The sequence below is a fragment of the Rhodanobacter caeni genome (assembly GCF_039523575.1).
Lineage (GTDB): Bacteria > Pseudomonadota > Gammaproteobacteria > Xanthomonadales > Rhodanobacteraceae > Rhodanobacter > Rhodanobacter caeni.
Window position 1 is genome coordinate 287,603 of record NZ_BAAAFO010000002.1, and the last position, 22,002, is coordinate 309,604.

A 22,002-nucleotide genomic window follows, 5' to 3' on the forward strand; every position below is an offset into this window, starting at 1 on the left:
CCTCCCCTGCTTGCAGGGGAGGGCTGGGGTGGGGTCGCTCTTGATCTTCGGCCAGCCCGCACAACCCCCTCCAAACCTCCCCCTGCAAGCAGGGGGAGGGGCCTATCCGGCAGCGGGAAACAATCCGGACAGCAGCGGGCGGAGGCCGTGATCGAGCGTTTGCCGATGGCATGAAGGCACTGGATTCCAGCTTGCGCTGGAATGACGAGCAAAGGTTTGTGCATCGCCAGGAACGGTCGAGGGTTGATGCAGCTCAGCCCGCCGCGGCACCGCGCCACAGGGGCGGCCCGGGGTCGCTTGCTAAGCTTGCGCCATCCCCCGCGACGAGCACCCCGATGAGCCAGCAGGCCGACCTTGCCGAAACCTTCTTGCGCGATCTGCAGGATCGCATCTGCGCCGCGATCGAGCGCGCCGACGGCCAGGCGCGCTTCGAGGAGGACGCCTGGCAACGCGCCGCCGGCGGTGGCGGACGCACGCGCGTGCTGCGCGACGGCGCCGTGTTCGAGCAGGCCGGGGTCAATTTCTCGCGCGTGTCCGGCCACACCTTGCCGCCCAGCGCCACCGCGCACCGGCCCGACCTGGCCGGCGGCAGTTTCATCGCCACCGGCGTGTCGCTGGTGCTGCATCCGAAGAACCCGCACGTGCCCACCACCCACGCCAACGTGCGCTATTTCGAGGCGAGCAAGGAGGGCGTGGAGCCGGTGTGGTGGTTCGGCGGCGGCTTCGACCTCACGCCGTTCTATCCGGTGGACGAGGACGTGCGGCACTGGCACGCGGTGGCGCGCGACCTGTGCGAGCCGTACGGCATGGACGTCTATCCGCGCTACAAGCAGTGGTGCGACGACTACTTCTACCTGAAGCACCGCGACGAGACCCGTGGCGTGGGCGGGCTGTTCTACGACGACATGAACGAGGGCGGTTTCGAGCGCTGCTTCGCCTTCACCCGCGACGTCGGCCAGGGCTTCCTCGACGCCTACCTGCCCATCGTCGAACGCCGCAAGGACACGCCCTACGGCGAGCGCGAGCGCGAGTTCCAGCTGTACCGGCGCGGGCGCTACGTGGAGTTCAACCTGGTCTACGACCGCGGCACCTTGTTCGGCCTGCAGTCGGGCGGGCGCACCGAGTCGATCCTGATGAGCCTGCCGCCCAGGGTGCGGTTCGAGTACGCCTACGCGCCTGAACCTGGCTCGGCCGAAGCGAAGCTGGCGGATTACCTCAAGCCCCGGGATTGGGTGTTGTAGGAGCGGCTTCAGCCGCGACTTGTACCGCCGCACGCCGGTCGCGGCTGAAGCCGCTCCTACAGGTGTGGCGAGCTCAGCGCACCGCCACATCGGTCTCCCGCAGCACCTGCGCCAGGCATTCGCGTTTCAGCCGCAGGCAGTCGTAGGCTTGGGCCATGGCATCCACGAAGCGCCGATCGCCCGCCAGCGCAGGCGGAAACACGGCGTCGAGCGCAAGAAACATCGGCAGGTCGTGCGCCACCTCGTTGACGCAGGCGCGGCCGATCCTGAGCAGTTCCGGCGCCAGCGGGTCGACCAGGGTCGCGCCGGCTTGCGCCCGATGCCGCACGAAATGCATCCATGCCGCCACCGGCAGGCACAGCCGCTCGATCGGGTGGCCGCTGCGCAGGTGGTCGAGCAGGGTGCCGAACAGGCGGAACGGGAGTTTTTGCGAACCGTCCCACGCGATCTGCGCCAGCTCGTGGCGGATGGTGGGGTTGCCGAAGCGCTGCAGGATCGACTCGATGTAGGCAGCCAGATCCATCCCGGGCGGGCTGACCAGGGTGGGCCGGATGTCTTCCACCATCAGGCGGCGCACGAACGCGGCCAGTGCCGGATCGTTCATGGCGTCGCCCACGGTGGCGTGGCCCAGCAGCAGGCCGAGATAGGCCAGCGCGGAGTGCGCGCCGTTGAGCAGGCGCAGCTTGGCGCGCACGTACGCCGGCACGTCGCCGGTGAGGGTAACGCCGACGCTGGCGAAATCGGGCCGCCCGTTGCAGAACGCGTCCTCGATCACCCACTGGCTGAACGCCTCGCGCTGCACCGGCCACTGGTCGCGCACGCCCAGCGCGTCGCTCACGCGCTGGCACAAGGCGGTATCCGTGGCTGGCACGATGGCGTCCACCATGGTGCGGGGAAAGGTCGCTTCCTGCTCGATCCAGCGCGCCAGCGCGGTGCTGCCTTGTGCCGAGGCCAGCCGCAGTACGGCGGCGCGCAGGCGCAGGCCGTTGTCGACCAGGTTGTCGCAACTGATGGTGGTGAACGGCATTAGCCCGCGCACGTGTCGGCGGCGCAGGCCTTCGACGAGAAAGCCGAGCGCGCTGGCGGGTTGTTGCGGCGTGGCCAGGTCGTGCATCACGTCCACGTGGCGCAGGTCCAGCTCGCCGCGGGCATCCAGGCAATAGCCCTTCTCGGTGATGGTGAGGGTGACGATGCGGGTCTGCGGGTTGGCCAGGCGCTCCAGCACGCGCTCGCGATCGGCGGCGGCCACCAGCACCTCGCGCAGCGCGCCGATCACCCGGTAGGACACCTGATGGTCCAGCACCGCCATCGTGTACAAGCCCTGCTGCGGCCGCAACGCATCGCGCAGGCCGCGGCTTTTCAGCGACACCGCGCAGATGCCCCAGCCCGGCTCGCGCGCCAGCAGGCGGTCGACGTAGGCGGCCTGGTGCGCGCGGTGGAACGCGCCCGGCCCCAGATGGACGATGCCGATGCCGATGGCATCGAGCGGATAGTCGGGCAGCGCCAGGTGGTTGGATGGCGCCGGCAGCGAGTCCCGGCCGAGCAGGGCGCCCGGTGCGCCAGCGGTGGCGGACTTCGCGCGGCTCACAGGGTGACTCCGGTCTTCCACAAGGCAATCTCGCGTTCGTCGTTGATCTCGTTGCGGGCCGGCTTTCCCGAGGCCGTGTCCAGCAGCAGTTGTTGCAGTTGATCGGCCAGCGCTTCCATGCCGCGACCGTCCAGCAGCGCGCCGGCATCGAAGTCGATCCAGCGGGGCTTGGCCGCGGCCAGCGCGCTGTGGGTGGCGATCTTCAAAGTCGGCACCGGAAAGCCCAGCGGCGTGCCGCGGCCGGTGGTGAACAGGATCACGGTAGCACCGGCGGCGGTCAGCGCGGTGGCGGATACCGCGTCATTGCCCGGCGCTTCCAGCAAGGCCAGGCCGGGCACGTGCGCGCGCTGGCCGTAGCGCAGCACCTGGGTGACGGTGGCATGGCCGCCCTTCTGCACCGCGCCCAGCGATTTCTCCTCCAGCGTGGTGATGCCGCCGGCGAGGTTGCCGGGCGAGGGGTTCTCGTGCACCGGCTGGCCGTGATCGAGGAAATAGCGCTTGAAGTCGTTGACCAGGGTGCCGATCTGCTCGAACACCTCGCGGCTCTGCGCGCGGTCCATCAGCATCTGCTCGGCGCCGAAAATCTCGGGAATCTCGGTGAGGATGGGCGTGCCGCCGGCCGCCGCCACGCGGTCGGCGATGCGGCCCACCACCGGGTTGGCGGTGATGCCGCTGAAGCCATCGGAGCCGCCGCATTTCAGGCCGATGACCAGGTCCGCCAGGGCGCAGGGCTGGCGCCGGTCCCGTTCGGCCACCGCCACCAGTTCTTCCACCGCGGCCAGGCCCTGCTCCACCTCGTCGTCGGCAAGCTGCGAATTGAACCAGCGCAGGCGGGCCGGATCGACGCCATCCATGGCCTGCAGCAGCCACGGCATCTGCAGCGACTCGCAGCCCAGGCCCACCAGCAGCACGCCGCCGGCGTTGGGATGGCGCGCCAGCGCGGCCAGCATCTGGCGGGTGTGTTCCAGGTCGCTGCCCAGCTGCGAGCAGCCGAAGGGATGGGTGAACGCGTGCACGCCGTCCACGCGCGCGCCGAAGCGGCGATCGGCCGCCTCGGCGATACGCCGCGCGGTACGCGCCACGCAGCCCACCGTGCACAGCACCCAGATTTCGTTGCGGGTACCCACGCGGCCATCGGCGCGGCGGTAGCCCTGGAAAACGGCGGCCGGGTTGGCGTCTTGCGCTGGCACCGGGGTCGGCGGCTGGTAGTGGTAATCCAGCGTGCCCGACAGCGCGGTGGCCATGTTGTGGCTGTGCACCCAGTCGCCCGCGGCCACCGGCGCGGTGGTGCGACCGATCGCAAAACCGTATTTGCGCACCGGCTCACCGGCGCCCAGGCCGCGCACGGCGAACTTGTGGCCGCGCGGTACGGCCTGGCGCAGGCGCACCTCGCCGGTGGTGACCGTCATCAGCTCGCCTTCGGCCAGGTCGGCCAGGGCGATCGCCACGTCGTCCCCGGCATGGACGTGCAGGGCGGTGAGGGGGGCGGGACGGTCAGGGTGCATGGTTTGAGTCGCGGCAGAAGTAACCGGTGTCATTGAAGCGCCTGGCGCGGTTCTTGTCGATGGCCGAGCAGAAGGGATCGGCAACGGCGGGAACGCCACGCTACACCCGAATCCGGGGTCGGGAACATCCGGGCAACGCCGGATTGGCCGAGGAGACGATCATCCGGGGCCAGGCGACGCGGTTTCGTGCGCTCCGATGACACCGGTCACCAAAAGCCGGCCAGATGGCTATGATGGGGGTTCATCAGCGTCGACGGCCGCCGCAGGCCACGGCCGTCGATCCGCCCCGGCGGCCTGCCGACTCACGCGCCCCCCGAACGCTGCGCGCCCACCGCATGAGGACCGACATGTACCAGAAGACCTACCACGCCACCCACCCCGACATGATGGCCGGCGCCAGCAACGACCAGCTGCGCGACCGCTACCTGATGACCGACTTGTTTGCCGCCGACCAGGTGCGCCTCAACTACAGCCACAACGAGCGCTTCGTGATCGGCGGCGCTGCGCCGGTGAAGCAGGCGCTGGCGCTGCCGCGGCAGACCGAACCGGCCTCGGCCGCCGGCCAGCCGTTCCTGCAGCGGCGTGAGCTGGGCGCGGTGAACGTGGGCGGTGGCGTGGGCCGCATCCGCGTCGACGGGCAGACGTTCGACATGCAGCCCAGGGATGGCCTGTACGTGCCGATGGGCAGCGCCGAGGTGAGTTTCGAATCGGTGGACGGCGCCAACCCGGCGCGCTTCTATCTCGTCTCCACCCCCGCGCACGCGCGTTTCGAACTGAAGCACATCCCGATCGACCAGGCCGTGGCGCTGGAGCGCGGCGCGCTGGAAACCTCCAACGAGCGCGTCATCTACCAGTACATCGTGCCGGCCACCTGCGCCTCCTCGCAGCTGCTTTTGGGGCTGACCGTGCTCAAGCCCGGCAGCGTGTGGAACACCATGCCGCCGCACCTGCACGATCGCCGCTCGGAGGTGTACTTCTATTTCGACCTGGGCGAGAACGACCGCGTCTACCACTTCATGGGCCTGCCCGATGCGCAGCGCCACATCGTCATGGCCGACGGCGAGGCGGTGGTGTCGCCGCCGTGGTCGATCCACATGGGCGCCGGCACCAGCAACTACTGCTTCATCTGGGCGATGGGCGGCGAGAACCTCGACTACACCGACATGCACGTGCTCGACATCTGCCAGTTGAAGTGAGGCCGCCATGAATCCGTTTTCGTTGCAGGGCAAGGTGGCGCTGGTCAGTGGCGCCAACACCGGCCTGGGCCAGGCGATGGCGATCGCGCTGGCCGACGCCGGCGCCGACGTGGCCGCCGTGGGCCGCACCGATCCGGCCGACACCGCCAGCGCGGTGCGCACGGCCGGTCGCCGCTTCCACTGGGTGGAGGCATCGCTGGATACCACCGCGCCGATCCCCGCCATTATCGAAACCGTCGAGCGCGCGCTGGGCGGCATCGACATCCTGGTCAACAACGCCGGCACCATCCGCCGCAACGACGCACTGGATTTCAGCGAGGAGGACTGGGACGCGGTGATGGGGGTGAACCTGAAGACCGTGTTCTTCCTTTCCCAGGCGGTGGCGCGACGGCTGGTGGAGCGCAAGCGGCCCGGCAAGATCGTCAACATCGCCTCGATGCTCTCGTTCCAGGGCGGCATCCGCGTGGCCTCCTATACGGCCAGCAAATCCGGCCTGCTGGGGCTGACCCGGTTGCTGGCCAACGAGTGGGCCGCGCACGGCATCAATGTCAACGCGATCGCGCCGGGCTATTTCGAGACCAACAACACCACCGCGCTGCGCGCCGACGAGAAGCGCCAGCGCGAGATCGTGGCGCGCATCCCCGCCGGGCGCTGGGGCGTGCCGGCCGACCTGGCCGGTGCGGTGGTATTCCTGGCCGCCGCCGCATCGGACTACGTGCATGGCACGGTGCTGCCGGTGGATGGCGGCTGGCTGGCGCGCTAGCGGAACACCCATGCAGGAGCGGCTTCAGCCGCGACGCGCTTGTTCCAAGAAGCAAAAAGCGTCGCGGCTGAAGCCGCTGCTGCAGGATCCCGCAAGCTTAAGGATTCGCGCCGCTGAACTTCTGCACCGTGGCACCTTTCACCGGGCCGATCTGCGCACTGTCACTGACTTTCAGCACCACGTCGCGGCGAAATTCCAGCGTGCCCTGCACCACGGCATGCGGGCCGATCACCACGGTCGGCTTGCGGTCGTTCCAGCCGAACCAGCTGCTGGACTTGTCCACCAGGATGCCGCCCTCCACCCGCGAACCGGCGCCGACGGTGATGTCGCCGCTGACCGTCTCGATACCGCCGGCCACGTGCGCCGCATCCAGCCTGATGGCGCCGTTGACGTTGCTGAGCTTGCCGCCGATGTCGGCGCCGCGGGCCAGCTCGACGCTGCCGTTGGTGGCGTCCACGTCGCCGGCAACCTTGCTGCCGGTGCCCAGGTGGATGGCGCCGTTCACCGTGCTGAGCGCGGCCGCCTGCGCGCGCTCGCCGAGGGTCACCGCGCCGTTGACGGTCTGGGCCTCCTTCACGATCGCGCCGGCGCCGATCTCCACCGCGCCGTTGACCGTGCTGACGTCGCCGGCATGCTGGCCGGCCTCCACCCGCGCGGCACCGTTGATCTTGTCGATATCGTTGTCGCTGGCCGCGGCCAGCAGCGGCAGAACCAGGAGCAGGGCAAACAGGATGCGACGCATGGGGCAGTTCCTCGTGATGGGTGACGGCTTGAGATGCGCTGGCGGCCCCATGGGTTGGCATGACCTGTGGCAGGGCTGCATTTGACGATACCCGATGCTGGGCTGCACCATTCATCGTTTCCCTCCCTTGCACAAACGGCGCCCACCATGCACAAACTCGTCCTGATCCGGCACGGCCAATCCCAGTGGAATCTCGACAACCGCTTCAGCGGCTGGGCTGACGTCGATCTCACCGAACAGGGCGTGGCCGAGGCCGCCGAGGCCGGCCGCCTGCTGAAGGAGGCGGGTTACACGTTCGACGTGGCGCATACCTCGGTACTCAAGCGCGCCGTGCGCACGCTGTGGGGCGTACAGGACGCGATGGAACTGATGTGGATTCCGGTAGTGACCGACTGGCGCCTCAACGAGCGCCACTACGGCGCGCTGACCGGCCTCAACAAGGCCGAAACGGCCACGAAGTTTGGCGAGGACCAGGTCAAGATCTGGCGCCGCAGCTACGACATCCCGCCACCGGCGCTGGAACGCAGCGCCAACGAGTCGGTACACGACCCGCGCTACGCCACGCTGGATCCGAAGGACATCCCCGACACCGAGTGCCTCAAGGACACCGTGGCCCGCGTGCTGCCGTACTGGCACGAGGTGCTGGCGCCGGCGATCAAGGCCGGCCAGCGCGTGGTGGTGGCCGCCCACGGCAATTCGCTGCGCGCGCTGGTGAAATACCTGGACGGCATTTCCGACCAGGACATCGTGGAACTGAACATCCCCAACGGCGTGCCGCTGGTGTACGAATTTGATGACGCGCTGAAGCCGCTGCGGCATTACTACCTGGGCGACGCCGAGGTGATCGCGGCGAAGATGGCGGCGGTGGCGAACCAGGGGAAGGCGAAGTAGGTCGGGTCAACGGACTTCGTTGCGGCTTTCCCGCGGCGTGTCCCCCTCTCCCCAGCCCTCTCCCCGCAGGGGAGAGGGGATTACGGCCTCTTCCGGCCTCGTGGCGCGGCGTGCGGCCCCGTTCCGGCTTTACGGTGCGGCATACGGCGTTTCCTTGCCCGGCCGATGAGTGGAAAAGCCCGAAGGCACGGTCATTCCTCCTCTCCCCAGCGGGGAGAGGATCGAGGAGAGGGGGCGGGTGCTTGCGGGGAAGCTGAGGTGTAGCGATAACGGGTGACAAGCGTCAGTTCTGCATGCCGCGCCACCGCACTAAGCTGGTGTCCTCCGCCGCCGGAATCACGCCATGCCCGCGCACATGCTCAACTACCTCGTCGCGCTGCCGTTTGTCGCCTGGATGGTGTGGCGGCGCATCAGCCGGCAGTTCGGGCGCCAGCCGATCCGGCGCAAGCGCATGGTTTTCCGGGTGGCCATCTTCGCGATGGTCGGCGTATTGCTGGCGCTCAGCGGCCTGCACCGGCTGGCGCTGGCGGAAGGGGCGCTGGGCGGGATGCTGATCGGCGCCGCCGTCGGCCTGCTGGGGCTGAGACTCACGCGCTTCGAAACCGACCCCGTACGCGGCGACTGCTACGTGCCCAACAGCTGGATCGGCGCCCTGCTCACGCTGTTGCTGCTGGGCCGACTGGCGTGGCGTTTCATGATGATCGGTTCGCAGCTCCCGCCCGGCGTGGAAGACCCGATGGGACACGCGATGGCGTCCCACAGCGCCAGCCCGCTGACGATGCTGGTGGTCGGCGTGCTGGTGGGCTACTACCTCGTGTATTACAGCGGCTTGCTGATCCACCATCGGCGCTTCCAGCAAACGCCGCCGGCAAGTGGGAATTCGGGATTGGAAATTCGGGACTCGTAAGAGCAAAAGCCCGAGCGTGTGGCGCTCTTGAGCTTCTACAAATCCCGAATCCCCAATCCCGAATCCGGCCTCACGGCAAATGCGCGCTGGCCAGGTATTCCTCGCTCTGCATCTCGATCAGGCGGGACTCGGTGCGGCCGAATTCCGCGCGCAGGCGCTCGCCGTCGTACAGCTCGGTGATCGGCGCGGCGGCGGACAGCACCAGCTTCACGCGGCGGTCGTAGAACTCGTCCACCAACTGCACGAAGCGGCGCGCCGCATCCTCGCTGTAAATGCTGAATTGCGGCACGTTGGCCACGATCACCGCGGGCCCGGCCTTGGCCAGTTCGATGTAATCCGCCACCGCGCGCGGGCCTTCGCACAGCGCGGGGAAGTCAAACCACAGGATGTTGTCGGCGCGCTTGCACAACGCGATGTCGCGGCCGTTGACGTGGATGCTGCCGCCCTCGCGCACCTCGCCGCTGGCTTGCTGGGCGAAGATGCGCTCCAGCGCCCGATGCGCCTCAGCGCCGGGCGGGTAGTGGTAGACCGATGCCTGGGCCAGCGCTCGCAGCCGCCAGTCGCGCGAGGAGGCCATCTCCACCACGTGGCAATGCTGCTCGATCAGCGCGATGGCGGGCAGGAAGCGGGCGCGCTGTAGGCCGTCGCGATAGAGATGGGCCGGCGCGGTGTTGGAGGTGGTGACCAAGGCCACGCCACGCTCGAACAGCGCCTGCAGCAGGTTGGCCAGGATCATCGCGTCACCGATGTCGTTGACCAGGAACTCGTCCAGGCACAGCACCCGGCAATGCGCGGCCAGTTCCTCCGCCACCTCGTCCAGCGGGCTCTGCCGATCGCCCAGCGCGCGCAGGCTGTCGTGCACCTCGGCCATGAAGCGGTGGAAGTGCCGCCGCCGCGCGACGCCGTGGGGCAGGCTGGCCACGAACAGGTCCATCAGGAAGGTCTTGCCGCGGCCCACCGAACCCCACAGGTAAAGCCCCGGCACCGCGGCGACCGGTTCGCTGGCGAGCAGCGATTTCAGCCGTCCAAACAGGCCGGCGCCAGTCGCCGGTTCGGCGCGCAATGCCGCGTGCATGCGATCGAACTCGGGCAGCAGCGCCAGCTGGGTCGGGTCCGATTCCCAGCGATGCGCTGCAACGCCGTCGAGATAGCGGGCGGAAGGGGGGAGCGTGCTTTCGGGCATGGGCCGATCGGAAGGATGGAGGTCGCGAAGACGGGCTGACCGCTAGGCGCCGCCGCCCCGCTTGGGCGGCAGCCAGCCACGCACCGCGTGCTTGATCGCGCCGCGCAGGTCCATCAGCCGGCGATGGAAGAAGTGGCTGGTCTCGGGCATCCGCACCAGCTCCGGCTTGCGCTTCAACGTGTCCACCCAGTCGAACACGGCTTGCGGATCGACCACCTCGTCGGCCTCGCCCTGCACGATCAGCCACGGGCAGGTGGGCGGCGCGATCGTCTCGAACGCCCAGCGGCCCACCGGCGGCGCGATGCTGACCAGCGCATCGGCGCGCAGGCGCACCGCGTGGCGGATGCTGACGTAGCTGCCGAACGAGAACCCGGCCAGCCACAGCGCGTCGTCCGGGCGCACGCGGCGCACCCACGCCACCACCGCGCCAAGATCGTCGCCTTCGCCCTCGCCTTCGTCGTGGACGCCTTCGGAGGCGCCGGTGCCGCGGAAATTGAAGCGCACGGTATCGAGCCCGGACTCGCGCAGCGCCCGCTCCACCATCGTCACCACCTTGTTGTGCATGGTGCCGCCCTGAACCGGGTTCGGATGGCAGACCACGGCCACGCCGCGGCGGGCACAGGCCGGGTCGGCCACGTCGCTGATGGTTTCGAGCTTGCCGGCGGGTCCGGCCAGCATGAAACTGGCCGCTTCATCGGGAAAGCTGGCGGGATCGGCGGGAAGTGCAATGGGCGTCATGCGGACGATCATAACCGCCGAAGGAATCGGCTGCCGCAGGGCGCACCGGTGAACCACCTGGCGCATACCCTGCTGGCCGGCAGCGAGGAAGCCCTGCAACTGGGCGGCATGCTGGGCGATTTCGTGCACGGCGCGCCGGACCCGGCCCGGTTCGCGCCGCGGGTCATCGAGGGCATCCGCCTGCATCGGGCCATCGACGTCTATACCGACGCGCACGCCGAGGTGCTGGCAGCCAAGGCCCGGTTGCCGCCGCCGTACCGGCGCTATGCCGGCATCCTGCTGGACATGTGGTTCGACCATTGCCTGGCGCGCGATTTTTCGCGCTGGAGCGACCAGCCGCTGGCGCTGCGCTCCGCGGCCCTGCGTGGATTGCTGCGCCGCGAGCAGCCGCGCCTGCCGCCTGGCCTGCGCCGCTTTTCCGCCTACATGGAACAGAACGACCTGCCCGCCGCCTATGCCGACCGCACCGTGCTCGGGCAGGCGCTGGCGGGGATCGGACAACGGCTGAGCCGCGCCAACCCGCTCGCTTCCGCGCTGCCGGTGCTGGCCGAACGCGAGGCCGTGCTGCAGCAGCATTTCGAGGCGTTCTTTCCGCAGTTGCAGGCATTTGCGCGGGCGTGGGTCGAGCAGCATGCGGGATGATCTGCTCCCTCCCCTGCGCCAGCAGGGGAGGGTTGGGGAGGGGTGCTTTTGACTTTTCCGCCAGCCGGGGCTCCCCATCCCAACCTACATTCGGGCCATCCCTGGCCCTCACCCTGCGGGCGGCTTCGCCGTGCAAATCGGCAGTCCTGCCGATTTGTCCCCCACAGGGGGAAGGGGCAAACGAGAACGCCGCCCGATGGGCGGCGTTTTGCGAAAGCTTGTTGAATCAGGCGATGCTCGCCTGATCGAATTACTTTGCCTGATCGACGATCCAGTGCACGGCGTTGGTGACCTGTTCGTCGGTCAGTGCCGGGTTGCCACCCTTGGGCGGCATGAAGTTGCCGTCCGGGCCGTGATAACCCTCGATCGCGTGCTTGACCAGGGTGTCGATGCCCTGGGCGATGCGCGGCGCCCACGCGCCCTTGTCGCCCACCTTCGGCGCGCCGGCAATGCCGCCGGTGTGGCAGCTGGTGCACAGGTGGTCGTAGATTTCCTTGCCGTCGGTGGTGCCGCCGTAGGCGACCTGCGAGGCGGCGGCCTTGCTGGCGGCTTCGGCGGCGGCCTGCATCGCGGCGCGGCCGGTGTCGCCGGCGTACACGGCGCCCGCCGGAGCGATCCGCTCGGCCACGCGCGCGGGCTGGGTCGGGTCGGTTTCCTTCGGCTCGCTGTTGTAGATGCACAACGCCGTGACGATCAGGATCACCGCCACCACCACGAGGCCGCCGATCATGATGGCAAACTGGCGCATGGTTGTCTGGTCGGATTTGCTCAGGGAACCGCTCACGCGTGTACTCCAGTCAGTAGATAATCCCGGCCGGGCCCGGTAGTTTCCGGACCCGGCCGATAATGAGGTCAGCGGCAGTGCCGCCTGTGGTAGCGCCATGGCCGCGAGACAACCCGATGCCCCGGCAACCGGTTGGCTCCGTCGAAGGCAGGCGGATGCCAGCGGCGGATTATAAACGAAGCGGGACACAAGTTTCAGGCGGGGTGCGGCGTTGACGACGGCGGCCAACGGCGGTGACGGCGCGGTGCGGCCACGGCCACACTGTGTCGTCAGTCACGATGCACCCGTGTCAACTGGCATTGTCCCGGTTCGTTGAACTGCCTCTATGCTTTCACCCGGAATCCCCCACGCCCGCCCGCCGCGGTCGTGTCCCGGCAGCCACACTGCCAAACCCAGGAGTTCTACATGTCGCGTTTTTGGAAGATCACGTTGATCGTGATTGCGGTTGTGGTGCTGGCGATCGTGGGCGTGCGCCTGCTGCACAAGCCGGCCGCACCAGCCGGGGCGCACGCCGCCGGTGCCAAGGCCGACGGCGCCGACGCCACGCCGGTGCCGGTCACGGTGGTGCCGGTGGAGCGCAAGAACGTGCCGGTTTTCCTGACCGCGCTGGGCACGGTGCAGGCGCTGAACACGGTGACACTGAACCCGCAGGTGGGCGGCCAGCTGCTGAGCCTGGATTTCCAGGAAGGGCAGCCGGTGAAGAAGGGCCAGGTGCTGGCGCAGATCGACCCGCGCACCTACCAGGCCGCGCTCGACCAGGCCGTGGCCAGGAAGCGCCAGGACGAGGCGCAGCTGGCCACCGCCAAAAGCAACCTGACGCGCAGCCAGGACCTGGCGGCCAAGGGCTACATCTCGAAGCAGGATCTGGACACCTTGCGCAACACAGCCTCGCAGTACCAGGCCGCGGTGGCGTCGGACGCGGCCAGCATCCGCGATGCCCAGGTGCAGCTGGCGTACACCAAGGTGGTGTCGCCGATCGACGGCCTGGCCGGCATCCGCAATGTGGACCCGGGCAACGTGGTGAGCACCAGCACGGCGATCGTCACGCTGACCCAGCTGCATCCGATCTATGTGATGTTCACCCTGCCCGAGCAGAACCTGGACATGGTTCGCGCCGCCGCCGCCAACGACAGCTCGCCGTTGGAAGTGACCGCGCTGGATCGCGTCGACGCGCACCCGATCGCCACCGGCGGCGTGCTGAAGGTGATCGACAACCAGATCGACACCAGCACCGGCACGTTCCGCCTGAAGTCCGAATTCGCCAACGCCAAGAACGAACTGTGGCCGGGCCAGTTCGTCAACGTGCGGCTGCAGGTACGCACCGCGATGGGTGCGCTGGTGATCCCGGCGCAGGCGGTGCAGCGCGGACCGGACGGCGACTACGTCTACCAGGTGCAGGGCGACAGCACGGTCAGGATGCAGCCCGTGGTGGTGGCCGGCGAAGTGGGCGACAGCCACGTGATGATCGGCAGCGGCCTGAAGGCCGGCGACCGCGTGGTCACCGAAGGCCAGTTCCGGCTGAAACCCGGCAGCAAGGTCAATGCGCTCAAGCCCGGTGAAGTGCCGGCGGTGCCGACCCAGGCCGAGCTGGACAAGGCGAAGAAGGACACCAAGGGCGGCCGTCGCCGTCATTGATCCGGCCGTGCGTGCCGGCGGCCTGCCGCCGGTACGCCATGCGATGAAACCTGCCAGCTGCTGGCCCTGATCGCGGCGGACGCCGCCCCTCCACGTTCCGGATAGCCATGGGATTCTCCACACTCTTCATCCGCCGCCCGATCGCCACCTCGCTGCTGATGGTGGCGATCCTGCTGCTGGGCATCCTGGGCTACCGGCAGCTGCCGGTGTCCGCGCTGCCGGAAATCGAGGCGCCCAGCCTGGTGGTGACCACGCAGTACCCGGGCGCCAGCGCCAGCACCATGGCGTCGCTGGTGACCACGCCGCTGGAACGCAACCTGGGCCAGATCTCCGGCCTGGCGATGATGAGCTCGGACTCCTCCGCCGGGCTGTCCACGATCATCCTGCAGTTCAACATGGACCGGGACATCGACATCGCCGCGCAGGACGTGCAGGCGGCGATCAACCAGGCCAAGGGCACGCTGCCGGGCAACCTGCCGTACCCGCCGGTGTACAACCGCGTCAACCCGGCCGATGCGCCGATCCTCACCCTGTCGCTGCAATCGGGCAGCCGCCCGCTGCGCGACGTCAACGACCTGGCCGACTCGATCCTGGCGCAGAAGCTGTCGCAGGTGCAGGGCGTGGGCCTGGTCTCGATCGCCGGCAACGTGCGCCCGGCCGTGCGGGTGCAGGTGAACCCGGCGCAGCTGTCCAACCTGGGCCTCACGCTTGAAGACGTGCGCAGCGCGCTGACCCAGGCCAACGTCAACGCGCCCAAGGGCACGCTCAACGGCAAGACGCAGAGCTACTCCATCGGCACCAACGACCAGCTCAGCAGCGCGGCCGAATACAAGAACACCATCATCAGCTACAAGAACGGCGCGCCGGTGCGGCTGTCGGACGTGGCCAAGGTGGTCGACGGGGTGGAGAACGACCAGCTGGCGGCGTGGGCCAACGGCCAGCCGGCGGTGTTGCTGGACATCCGCCGCCAACCCGGCGCCAACATCGTGCAGACGGTGAAGCAGATCCGCCAGGTGCTGCCCGAGCTGCGCAACGCGCTGCCGGCCGACGTGCACCTGGACGTGTTCGCCGACCGCACCATCACCATCCAGGCGTCGGTGCACGACGTGCAGTTCACGTTGCTGCTGACCATCTTCCTGGTGGTGGCGGTGATCTTCGTGTTCCTGCGCCGGTTGTGGGCGACCATCATTCCGGCCACCGCGGTGCCGCTGTCGCTGATGGGTACGTTCGGCGTGATGGCGTTCACCGGCATGTCGCTGGACAACCTGTCGCTGATGGCGCTGACCGTGGCCACCGGCTTCGTGGTGGACGATGCGATCGTGATGATCGAGAACATCGTGCGCTACATCGAGCAGGGCAAGAGCGGCAAGGAGGCGGCCGAGATCGGCGCGCGCGAAATCGGCTTCACGGTGCTGTCGTTGACGGTGTCGCTGGTGGCGGTGTTCCTGCCGCTGCTGCTGATGCCCGGCGTCACCGGCCGGCTGTTCCACGAGTTCGCCTGGGTGCTGACCATCGCGGTGACGATCTCGATGCTGGTGTCGCTGACGCTGACGCCGATGATGTGCGCCTACCTGCTCAAGCCCGACGAACTGCCGCCGGGCGACGACGCGCACGAGCGCAGCGCGGCCGACGGCAAGCGCGACCTGTGGGTGCGCACGGTGGGCGCCTACGAGCGCTCGCTGGACTGGGTGCTGGCACGCCAGAAGCTGACCATGCTGGTGGCCGCCGCCGCGGTGGTGCTGACCGTGTGCCTCTACATCATCATCCCCAAGGGCCTGCTGCCCGAGCAGGACACCGGCCTGATCACCGGCGTGGTGCAGGCCGACCAGAACATCGCCTTCCCGCAGATGGAGGACCGCACCAAGGTGGTGGCCGAAGCGCTGCGCAAGGACCCGGCCGTGGCCGGCGTGGCCGCCTTCATCGGTGCCGGCACGATCAACCCCACCATCAACCAGGGCCAGCTCAGCATCGTGCTGAAGGAGCGCGGCGACCGCGACGGCCTGGACAAGCTGCTGCCGCGGCTGCAGCAGGCGGTGGCCGACATCCCCGGCGTGGCGCTGTACCTGAAGCCGGTGCAGGACGTGACGCTGGACAGCCGCGTGGCCGCCACCGAATACCAGTACACCTTGTCCGACGTGAACTCGGCCGAGCTGGCCACCTATGCCGCGCGCATGACCGAGGCGCTGCGCCAGCGCCCGGAACTGGCCGACGTGGACAACAACCTCGCCGACAAGGGCAACGCGCTGAAGCTCACCATCGACCGTGAGAAGGCCAGCCGCCTGGGCGTACCGGTGCAGAGCATCGACGACACCCTGTACGACGCGTTCGGCCAGCGCCAGATCTCCACCATCTTCACCCAGCTCAACCAGTACCGCGTGGTGCTGGAGGTGGCGCCCGAGTTCCGCAATTCGGACGACCTCTTGAACAAGCTCACCGTGCGCGGCAATGGCAACGGCGCGCTGACCGGCAGCAATGCCACCAGCTTCGGCCAGGTGAAATCCAGCAACTCGGCCACGCCCTCGGGCATCGGCAACGCCGGCAACGTGGGCTTCGAGATCGGTGGCGGCGGCACCATCCCGCTGTCGTCGCTGGCCAGCGCCCAGGTCACCAGCGCGCCGCTGGTGATCAGTCACCAGCAGCAGTTGCCGGCGGTGACGCTGGCGTTCAACGTGGCGCCGGGCTACGCGCTGTCCGATGCGGTGGATGCGATCCACGCCACCGAGGCGCAGCTGAATTTTCCGCCGCAGGTGCGTGGCGAGTTCGTGGGCAAGGCGGCGGAGTTCAGTTCCTCGATCGGTGACGAGGTGCTGCTGCTGCTGGCGGCGATCGTGGTGATCTACATCGTGCTGGGCGTGCTGTACGAGAGCTACATCCATCCGTTGACGATCATCTCCACCCTGCCGCCGGCCGGCGTGGGCGCGTTGCTGGCGCTGATCATCTGCGGCATGAGCCTGTCGGTGGACGGCATCGTGGGCATCGTGCTGCTGATAGGCATCGTGAAGAAAAACGCGATCATGATGATCGACTTCGCGATCGAGGCGCGCCGCACCGGCATGAACGCGCACGACGCGATCCGCCGCGCCTGCCTGCTGCGCTTCCGCCCGATCATGATGACCACCGCCGCGGCGATGCTGGGCGCCTTGCCGCTGGCATTGGGCAACGGCATCGGCGCCGAACTGCGCCGGCCGCTGGGTGTATCCATCGTCGGCGGCCTGCTGTTGTCGCAGCTGGTGACGCTGTACACCACGCCGGTGATCTACCTGTACATGGAGCGTTTCTCCGACTGGCTGGCCGCGCGCCGCGAACAGCGCGCCCTGCGCCACGCCGGCCAAGCGGCCTGAGCGCGTCGCGCCGCCGCTTTGCTCCCTCCCCTGCTCGCAGGGGAGGGCTGGGGAGGGGTCGCCTTTGATCTTCCCCGCGATCCTGCGCAACCCCCTCCCAGCCTCCCCCTGCGCGCAGGGGGAGGAGCGGTGCGCGGCGGCATCGAAGGAGCGGCCGCGGTTCAACCTTTTCGCCGCTCGACCGTTGAGAGCTGGGATGTGCCGTTCACGCCCCTTCTGCCATACCTCCGCGGACTCCCCGGTCACGCTTGATCCATGAACATTTCCGGCATCTTCATCCGTCGCCCGATCGGCACCTCGCTGCTGGCGATGGGGCTCTTCGTCGTTGGTGCGATCTGCTACGTGCTGCTGGGCGTGGCGGCGCTGCCGGCGATGCAGTTTCCGGCGATCTTCGTGCAGGCCAGCCAGAGCGGCGCCGATGCCAGCACGATGGCCTCGACGGTGGCCGCGCCACTGGAACGCCACCTGGGCCAGGTGCCCGGCATCCAGACCATGCGCTCGCGCAGTTCCGAAGGCAGCACCTTCGTCTTCATGATGTTCAACGGCGACGTCGATCTGGATGCGGCGGCGCGCGACGTGCAGGCGGCGATCAACGCGGCCGCGCCCGATCTGCCCACCGGCCTCAACAGCGCGCCAAGCTACCAGAAGGCCGACCCCAACGACGACCCGATCATCGCCTTCGCGCTGACCTCTGACACGCAATCGGCCGACGCGCTGTACAACGTGGCCGATACCTTGCTGGCGCAGCGGCTGCGCCAGCTGCCGGGGGTATCGTCGGTGGAGATCGCCGGCGCCGCCACGCCCGCGATCCGCGTCGACGTGAACCTGCGCGCGCTGAACGCGATGGGCATTTCGCCCGACCAGCTGCGCAACGCGCTCAGCGCCGCCAACGTCACCTCGCCGGAGGGCTTCCTGTCCAACGGCAAGACCACCATGGCGATCAACGCCACCACCCAGCTGCACAACGCCGACGACTTCGCCTCGCTGGTGATCGCCAGCCACGACGGCACGCCGGTACGCCTGCGCGATGTGGCGCACGTGTACGCCGGCCCGCAGGACGCGTACCAGGCGGCGTGGTTCGACGGCAAGCCCGCGGTGCTGATGTACGTGTACAAGAAGGCCGACGCCAACATCATCGCCACCGTGGACCTGGTCAAGGCGCAGGTGCCGCTGCTGCGCGCCTACCTGCAACCGAGCACGCGGCTGACGCCGTTCTTCGACGGCACGCCCACCATCCGCGCCTCGCTGCACGAGGTGCAGGCCACGCTGCTGATCTCGCTGGCCATGGTGGTGTTGACGATGGCGCTGTTCCTGCGCCGGCTGGCGCCCACCCTGATCGCCGCCACGGCGGTGCCGCTGTCGCTGGCCGGCGCGTTCGTGGCGATGTACCTGTTCGGCTACACGCTCAACAACCTCACCCTGCTGGCGCTGGTGATCGCGATCGGTTTCGTGGTGGACGACGCGATCGTGGTGATCGAGAACATCATCCGCCATATCGACAACGGCATGAGCCGCCTGCAGGCCACCCTGGCCGGCGCGCGCGAGATCGGCTTCACCATCGTCTCGATCACCGCGTCGCTGGTGGCGGTGTTCATCCCGCTGCTGTTTGCCGGTGGCATGACCGGCATGTTCATGCACGAGTTCGCCGCCACCTTGGTGGCGGCCATCGTGGTGTCGGCAGTGATCTCGCTGACGCTGACGCCGGCGCTGTGCGGCCGCTTCCTCAATGGTCATCGCGAGCCGGAGAAACCGTCGCGGCTGGGCCGGGCGCTGGATCGTTTCCACGCCGGCATGCTGCGCGTGTACACCCGCGCGCTGGGCTTTTCGCTGCGCCATGCGCTGGCGCTTTCGCTGACGCCGCTGCTGCTCATTGCGGCCACGTTCTTCCTGTTCGGCGTGGTCAAGACTGGCTTGTTCCCGCCGCAGGACACCGGCCTGATCTGGGGTCGCGCCAGTTCCAGCGCCACCGTGTCGTTCGAGGAAAGCCGGCAGCGGCTGCGGCGCCTCACCGACATGCTGCTGGCCGACCCCGATGTGGCGTCGGTGGGTTCGCGCCTGGGCAGCAGCCGGCACGGCGCCAGCGCCTCGTTCAACATCGACCTGAAGACGCGCGCCGACGGCCGCAAGGACGACACCTTCGCCGTGCTCGCGCGGCTCAGCGCCAAGGCCGCGAAATATCCCGACCTCAACCTGCGCCTGCGCCCGGTGCAGGACCTGCCCAGTGGCGGCGGCGGGGGCGGCGACCAGGGCGCGCAGTACCAGATCGGGCTGCAGGGCAACGACTTGGCCGAGTTGCAGGAGTGGCTGCCGAAGCTGGTGGCGGAGCTGAAGAAGAACCCGAAACTGGCCGACGTGGGCAGCGATGTGGAAGAGGGTGGCTTGCGCCAGAACATCGTGATCGACCGCGATCGCGCCGCGCAGCTGGGCGTGTCCATCGGCGCCATCGACGGCGCGCTGTACGACGCCTTCGGCCAGCGCCAGGTATCGACCATCTACTCGGACATCAACCAGTACAAGGTGGTGGTCAACGCGCTGCCCGCGCAAACCGCCACGCCCGACGCGCTCAACCGCATCTACGTGCGTTCCAGCAGCGGCCAGATGATTCCCATCACCGCGTTCACACGGCAGGAGCCGGGCCTGTCGCCCTCGTCGATCAGCCACGAGAACCAGTACACCACGATGGATCTCAGCTTCAACCTGGCACCCGGCGTGAGCATGGGTGAGGCGATGGCGATCGTGCAGGCCACGGTCAGCGGCATGCGCATGCCCGGCGACATCCGGCTCAACGTGGGCGGCGACTTCCGCCGCTTCCAGGAGTCGCAAGGCGGCATGCTGTGGCTGGTGCTGGCCGCCGTGATCACCGTCTACATCGTGCTGGGCATGCTGTACGAAAGCCTGCTGCATCCGGTCACCATTCTGTCCACCTTGCCGGCCGCGGGCGTGGGCGCGCTGCTGGCGTTGTGGCTGACCGACACCGAACTGTCGGTGGTGGCGCAGATCGCGCTGGTGCTGCTGATCGGCATCGTCAAGAAGAACGCGATCATGATGATCGACTTCGCCCTGGTCGCCGAACGCGAGCACGGCAAGACCCCGCTGGAGGCCGTGCGCGAAGCCTGCATCGTGCGCTTCCGCCCGATCATGATGACCACCATGGTCGCCATCCTGGCCGCCCTGCCCATCGCCATTGGCCTGGGCGAAGGCAGCGAACTGCGCCGCCCGCTGGGCATCGCCCTGATCGGCGGCCTGCTGATCTCGCAAAGCCTCACCCTGCTCAGCACCCCGGCGCTGTACGTGATCTTCTCGTGCCTGGCCGAGCGGCGGAAAAGCTGGGTCGCGCGGCGGCGGGCACGGCGAACGGCACGACGATTGCCGGCGAGCATCTAATCAGCGTTCGCCGGTTGGGGAATCGGCCGGATGGACGGCTATTTGCCGAGGTAGAAAGGCACATAGGCCTACCAGCCATTGCAGCTATTAGGCCATACCTTCCATCTCCACCTCTGGACCCGCTAATGAGCCCAAGCGGATCGATCATTGGCTATGCAAGGTTCTTCAACCAAAGCTTGCCAGCGTCATTCGCCATGAACTTCACGGCCTTTGTGACACTGAAATACAACGAGGCGACGTGATAGGTGGTCAGGACCGCATCCTGTAAATCTTGGTTTTGCTCAAGCTCATCGATGTACACGCCTAATGCTCGTGCCTGGTCACGATCGATACGCCTGCCGTGATGCTTATGAACGGAGGTATCGTTGAAGTGGGCAGCAACGCTAGCGGCCATCTTCAACGGCTCAGCCTGGTCCTTGAACATGCGATTAGCCAACCAGCCCGCGACCATCTGTTCACCGTAATCGAGGGCATTGCGAGCTTGGGAAACCAACGAAGGACCCATGCTCTGCAGGATCGGATGCCATAGATGCGCTTTCGCGTTGTTATTGGCTATATCCGTGGACGCACGGTTGAAGGTATCTATCACTTCGCCAGCGGAAACCGTGCGGTTACCCCAGCCCAACTGCGCATCGATAGGGCCCAGCTGACTCTGCTTCCCCATCATGATCCGATCGGTTCCCAAGCAAACCATCGTGCCAGCCGACATTGCATAGGTAGGCACAATCGATTCGATGAGCGGGAATTTTGCGTGCAGGTAAGGGACCATCGCGTTGGCGGCACCTGGGTCCCCACCCGGCGTATGCATGACCAACAGAAGAGGCTTCGTGCAATCCATCCCATGAAGAACCGCCATGAGCCCGTTGAGGTCTTCGGTGGTCATCATGGTCGTCCACGCCGGAGCGGCTGGTTTCTGAAGAAACCCGCTTGCGTAGAAAATCACATTGGCACCGCTCTGTAGACCGGCGACGCTACGCAGCGATGCCACCAGTGTCTGGTTCAGCCAAGCAAGCTTTGCGTTGTCATTGGGTTGCCGATCAAGCTCTAAGCGAAGCTCATCCCACGATGCCATTCGCGTAGCTCTCGATGAGAACCGGGCTCACCGACGCGACGATCACGCTTTCGGGCGGTTCCGGATCCATTGAACCCAACTGGCCTAGCTCAGCCAGCTTCACGTATTCCTGGTACAGCCTGTCAGCGTCCGCCAAGGCATCTTTCAGCTCAGCACTCATGATGCGCTCCATCCCCCTGTTCGAGGATATGGTCAACCAAAAGCTGGTGACTTATCAACAAGATTATCCAGTTTATTGTGAATAAGTACCTGAACGGCCACGCTTAGACCCATGCGGCAGCATCGTAGCCAGAGAATTGGTGCACGGTATGCTGCCCACCCAAGAGGCGCGCAACCAAGTTGTCGCCGAATCAGCGCGAAATCGGTGGATATATCGGGATCACTTGGGGA

General features: G+C 67.6%; 17 protein-coding genes. 9 read left to right on the top strand and 8 right to left on the bottom strand.

Annotated elements, in window-relative coordinates:
- The first annotated feature begins 335 nt into the window (after nucleotides 1-335).
- Complete coding sequence (hemF, locus tag ABD017_RS05760) at nucleotides 336-1,241, top strand: oxygen-dependent coproporphyrinogen oxidase (RefSeq protein WP_343881100.1); 906 nt, start codon at nucleotides 336-338, stop codon at nucleotides 1,239-1,241.
- A gap of 73 nt (nucleotides 1,242-1,314) precedes the next feature.
- On the opposite strand, the gene ABD017_RS05765 is transcribed toward hemF, so the two are convergent.
- On the bottom strand, nucleotides 1,315-2,787 hold the full coding sequence (locus tag ABD017_RS05765) for a mannitol dehydrogenase family protein (protein WP_425543695.1): 1,473 nt from the start codon (nucleotides 2,785-2,787) through the stop codon (nucleotides 1,315-1,317).
- Between the two features lie 38 nt (nucleotides 2,788-2,825).
- Entirely contained in the window at nucleotides 2,826-4,334 is a 1,509-nt protein-coding gene (locus tag ABD017_RS05770) for a UxaA family hydrolase (protein WP_343881101.1), read from the bottom strand.
- Nucleotides 4,335-4,681: 347 nt separating this feature from the next.
- Between ABD017_RS05770 and kduI the strand changes: the two genes are divergently transcribed.
- Together kduI and kduD are read left to right on the top strand one after the other, a co-directional pair.
- Nucleotides 4,682-5,530: a 5-dehydro-4-deoxy-D-glucuronate isomerase gene (gene kduI, locus ABD017_RS05775; RefSeq protein WP_343881103.1), complete on the top strand. Its 849-nt coding sequence runs from the start codon at nucleotides 4,682-4,684 to the stop codon at nucleotides 5,528-5,530.
- A 7-nt stretch (nucleotides 5,531-5,537) separates the two neighbouring features.
- The gene (gene kduD / locus ABD017_RS05780; protein WP_343881105.1) at nucleotides 5,538-6,293 is read left to right on the top strand and encodes a 2-dehydro-3-deoxy-D-gluconate 5-dehydrogenase KduD; all 756 of its coding nucleotides are present in this window, start codon (nucleotides 5,538-5,540) and stop codon (nucleotides 6,291-6,293) included.
- Between the two features lie 97 nt (nucleotides 6,294-6,390).
- Here the strand turns inward: kduD and ABD017_RS05785 are convergent, their stop codons facing one another.
- The gene (locus ABD017_RS05785; RefSeq protein ID WP_343881107.1) at nucleotides 6,391-7,035 is read right to left on the bottom strand and encodes a DUF4097 family beta strand repeat-containing protein; all 645 of its coding nucleotides are present in this window, start codon (nucleotides 7,033-7,035) and stop codon (nucleotides 6,391-6,393) included.
- 147 nt (nucleotides 7,036-7,182) lie between these two features.
- On the opposite strand from ABD017_RS05785, the gene gpmA reads away from it, so the two are divergent.
- Nucleotides 7,183-7,926 (top strand): 2,3-diphosphoglycerate-dependent phosphoglycerate mutase, encoded by a 744-nt coding sequence (gene gpmA / locus ABD017_RS05790; protein WP_343881109.1) that lies wholly within the window; start codon nucleotides 7,183-7,185, stop codon nucleotides 7,924-7,926.
- Nucleotides 7,927-8,269: 343 nt separating this feature from the next.
- On the top strand, nucleotides 8,270-8,833 hold the full coding sequence (locus ABD017_RS05795) for a CcdC protein domain-containing protein (RefSeq protein WP_343881111.1): 564 nt from the start codon (nucleotides 8,270-8,272) through the stop codon (nucleotides 8,831-8,833).
- Nucleotides 8,834-8,903: 70 nt separating this feature from the next.
- Here the strand turns inward: ABD017_RS05795 and zapE are convergent, their stop codons facing one another.
- Both zapE and ABD017_RS05805 read right to left on the bottom strand, forming a co-directional pair.
- Entirely contained in the window at nucleotides 8,904-10,016 is a 1,113-nt protein-coding gene (gene zapE / locus ABD017_RS05800; protein WP_343881113.1) for a cell division protein ZapE, read from the bottom strand.
- A 42-nt stretch (nucleotides 10,017-10,058) separates the two neighbouring features.
- Nucleotides 10,059-10,754 (bottom strand): alpha/beta hydrolase, encoded by a 696-nt coding sequence (locus ABD017_RS05805; protein WP_343881115.1) that lies wholly within the window; start codon nucleotides 10,752-10,754, stop codon nucleotides 10,059-10,061.
- 48 nt (nucleotides 10,755-10,802) lie between these two features.
- On the opposite strand from ABD017_RS05805, the gene ABD017_RS05810 reads away from it, so the two are divergent.
- Nucleotides 10,803-11,396: an acyl carrier protein phosphodiesterase gene (locus ABD017_RS05810; protein ID WP_343881117.1), complete on the top strand. Its 594-nt coding sequence runs from the start codon at nucleotides 10,803-10,805 to the stop codon at nucleotides 11,394-11,396.
- A 250-nt stretch (nucleotides 11,397-11,646) separates the two neighbouring features.
- Here the strand turns inward: ABD017_RS05810 and ABD017_RS05815 are convergent, their stop codons facing one another.
- Nucleotides 11,647-12,168, bottom strand: a complete 522-nt coding sequence (locus ABD017_RS05815; RefSeq protein WP_425543696.1) for a c-type cytochrome — start codon at nucleotides 12,166-12,168, stop codon at nucleotides 11,647-11,649.
- Nucleotides 12,169-12,585: 417 nt separating this feature from the next.
- On the opposite strand from ABD017_RS05815, the gene ABD017_RS05820 reads away from it, so the two are divergent.
- From ABD017_RS05820 to ABD017_RS05830, 3 genes are all read left to right on the top strand, one after another.
- Nucleotides 12,586-13,815 carry an efflux RND transporter periplasmic adaptor subunit gene (locus ABD017_RS05820; RefSeq protein ID WP_343881119.1) on the top strand — a complete coding sequence of 410 codons (1,230 nt, stop codon included), beginning with the start codon at nucleotides 12,586-12,588 and terminating at the stop codon, nucleotides 13,813-13,815.
- Nucleotides 13,816-13,922: 107 nt separating this feature from the next.
- Nucleotides 13,923-17,156, top strand: a complete 3,234-nt coding sequence (locus ABD017_RS05825; protein ID WP_343881121.1) for an efflux RND transporter permease subunit — start codon at nucleotides 13,923-13,925, stop codon at nucleotides 17,154-17,156.
- Nucleotides 17,157-17,411: 255 nt separating this feature from the next.
- Nucleotides 17,412-20,540, top strand: coding sequence for an efflux RND transporter permease subunit (locus ABD017_RS05830; protein ID WP_343881123.1), 3,129 nt, complete (start codon nucleotides 17,412-17,414; stop codon nucleotides 20,538-20,540).
- Nucleotides 20,541-20,691: 151 nt separating this feature from the next.
- On the opposite strand, the gene ABD017_RS05835 is transcribed toward ABD017_RS05830, so the two are convergent.
- Entirely contained in the window at nucleotides 20,692-21,612 is a 921-nt protein-coding gene (locus ABD017_RS05835; protein ID WP_343881124.1) for an SDH family Clp fold serine proteinase, read from the bottom strand.
- Complete coding sequence (locus ABD017_RS05840; RefSeq protein WP_343881125.1) at nucleotides 21,596-21,772, bottom strand: hypothetical protein; 177 nt, start codon at nucleotides 21,770-21,772, stop codon at nucleotides 21,596-21,598. The genes ABD017_RS05835 and ABD017_RS05840 overlap by 17 nt, the downstream gene beginning before the upstream one ends.
- Between the last annotated feature and the right edge of the window lie 230 nt (nucleotides 21,773-22,002).

Excerpts from the sequence above, each read along its gene's own strand:
- kduI (WP_343881103.1), top strand. The coding sequence starts at position 4,682 with ATGTACCAGAAGACCTACCACGCCACCCACCCCGACATGATGGCCGGC.
- kduD (WP_343881105.1), top strand. The coding sequence starts at position 5,538 with ATGAATCCGTTTTCGTTGCAGGGCAAGGTGGCGCTGGTCAGTGGCGCC.
- ABD017_RS05825 (WP_343881121.1), top strand. The coding sequence starts at position 13,923 with ATGGGATTCTCCACACTCTTCATCCGCCGCCCGATCGCCACCTCGCTG.
- ABD017_RS05820 (WP_343881119.1), top strand. The coding sequence starts at position 12,586 with ATGTCGCGTTTTTGGAAGATCACGTTGATCGTGATTGCGGTTGTGGTG.
- ABD017_RS05835 (WP_343881124.1), bottom strand. The coding sequence starts at position 21,612 with ATGGCATCGTGGGATGAGCTTCGCTTAGAGCTTGATCGGCAACCCAAT.
- hemF (WP_343881100.1), top strand. The coding sequence starts at position 336 with ATGAGCCAGCAGGCCGACCTTGCCGAAACCTTCTTGCGCGATCTGCAG.
- zapE (WP_343881113.1), bottom strand. The coding sequence starts at position 10,016 with ATGCCCGAAAGCACGCTCCCCCCTTCCGCCCGCTATCTCGACGGCGTT.
- ABD017_RS05840 (WP_343881125.1), bottom strand. The coding sequence starts at position 21,772 with ATGAGTGCTGAGCTGAAAGATGCCTTGGCGGACGCTGACAGGCTGTAC.
- ABD017_RS05805 (WP_343881115.1), bottom strand. The coding sequence starts at position 10,754 with ATGACGCCCATTGCACTTCCCGCCGATCCCGCCAGCTTTCCCGATGAA.
- ABD017_RS05785 (WP_343881107.1), bottom strand. The coding sequence starts at position 7,035 with ATGCGTCGCATCCTGTTTGCCCTGCTCCTGGTTCTGCCGCTGCTGGCC.
- gpmA (WP_343881109.1), top strand. The coding sequence starts at position 7,183 with ATGCACAAACTCGTCCTGATCCGGCACGGCCAATCCCAGTGGAATCTC.
- ABD017_RS05770 (WP_343881101.1), bottom strand. The coding sequence starts at position 4,334 with ATGCACCCTGACCGTCCCGCCCCCCTCACCGCCCTGCACGTCCATGCC.
- ABD017_RS05830 (WP_343881123.1), top strand. The coding sequence starts at position 17,412 with ATGAACATTTCCGGCATCTTCATCCGTCGCCCGATCGGCACCTCGCTG.
- ABD017_RS05795 (WP_343881111.1), top strand. The coding sequence starts at position 8,270 with ATGCCCGCGCACATGCTCAACTACCTCGTCGCGCTGCCGTTTGTCGCC.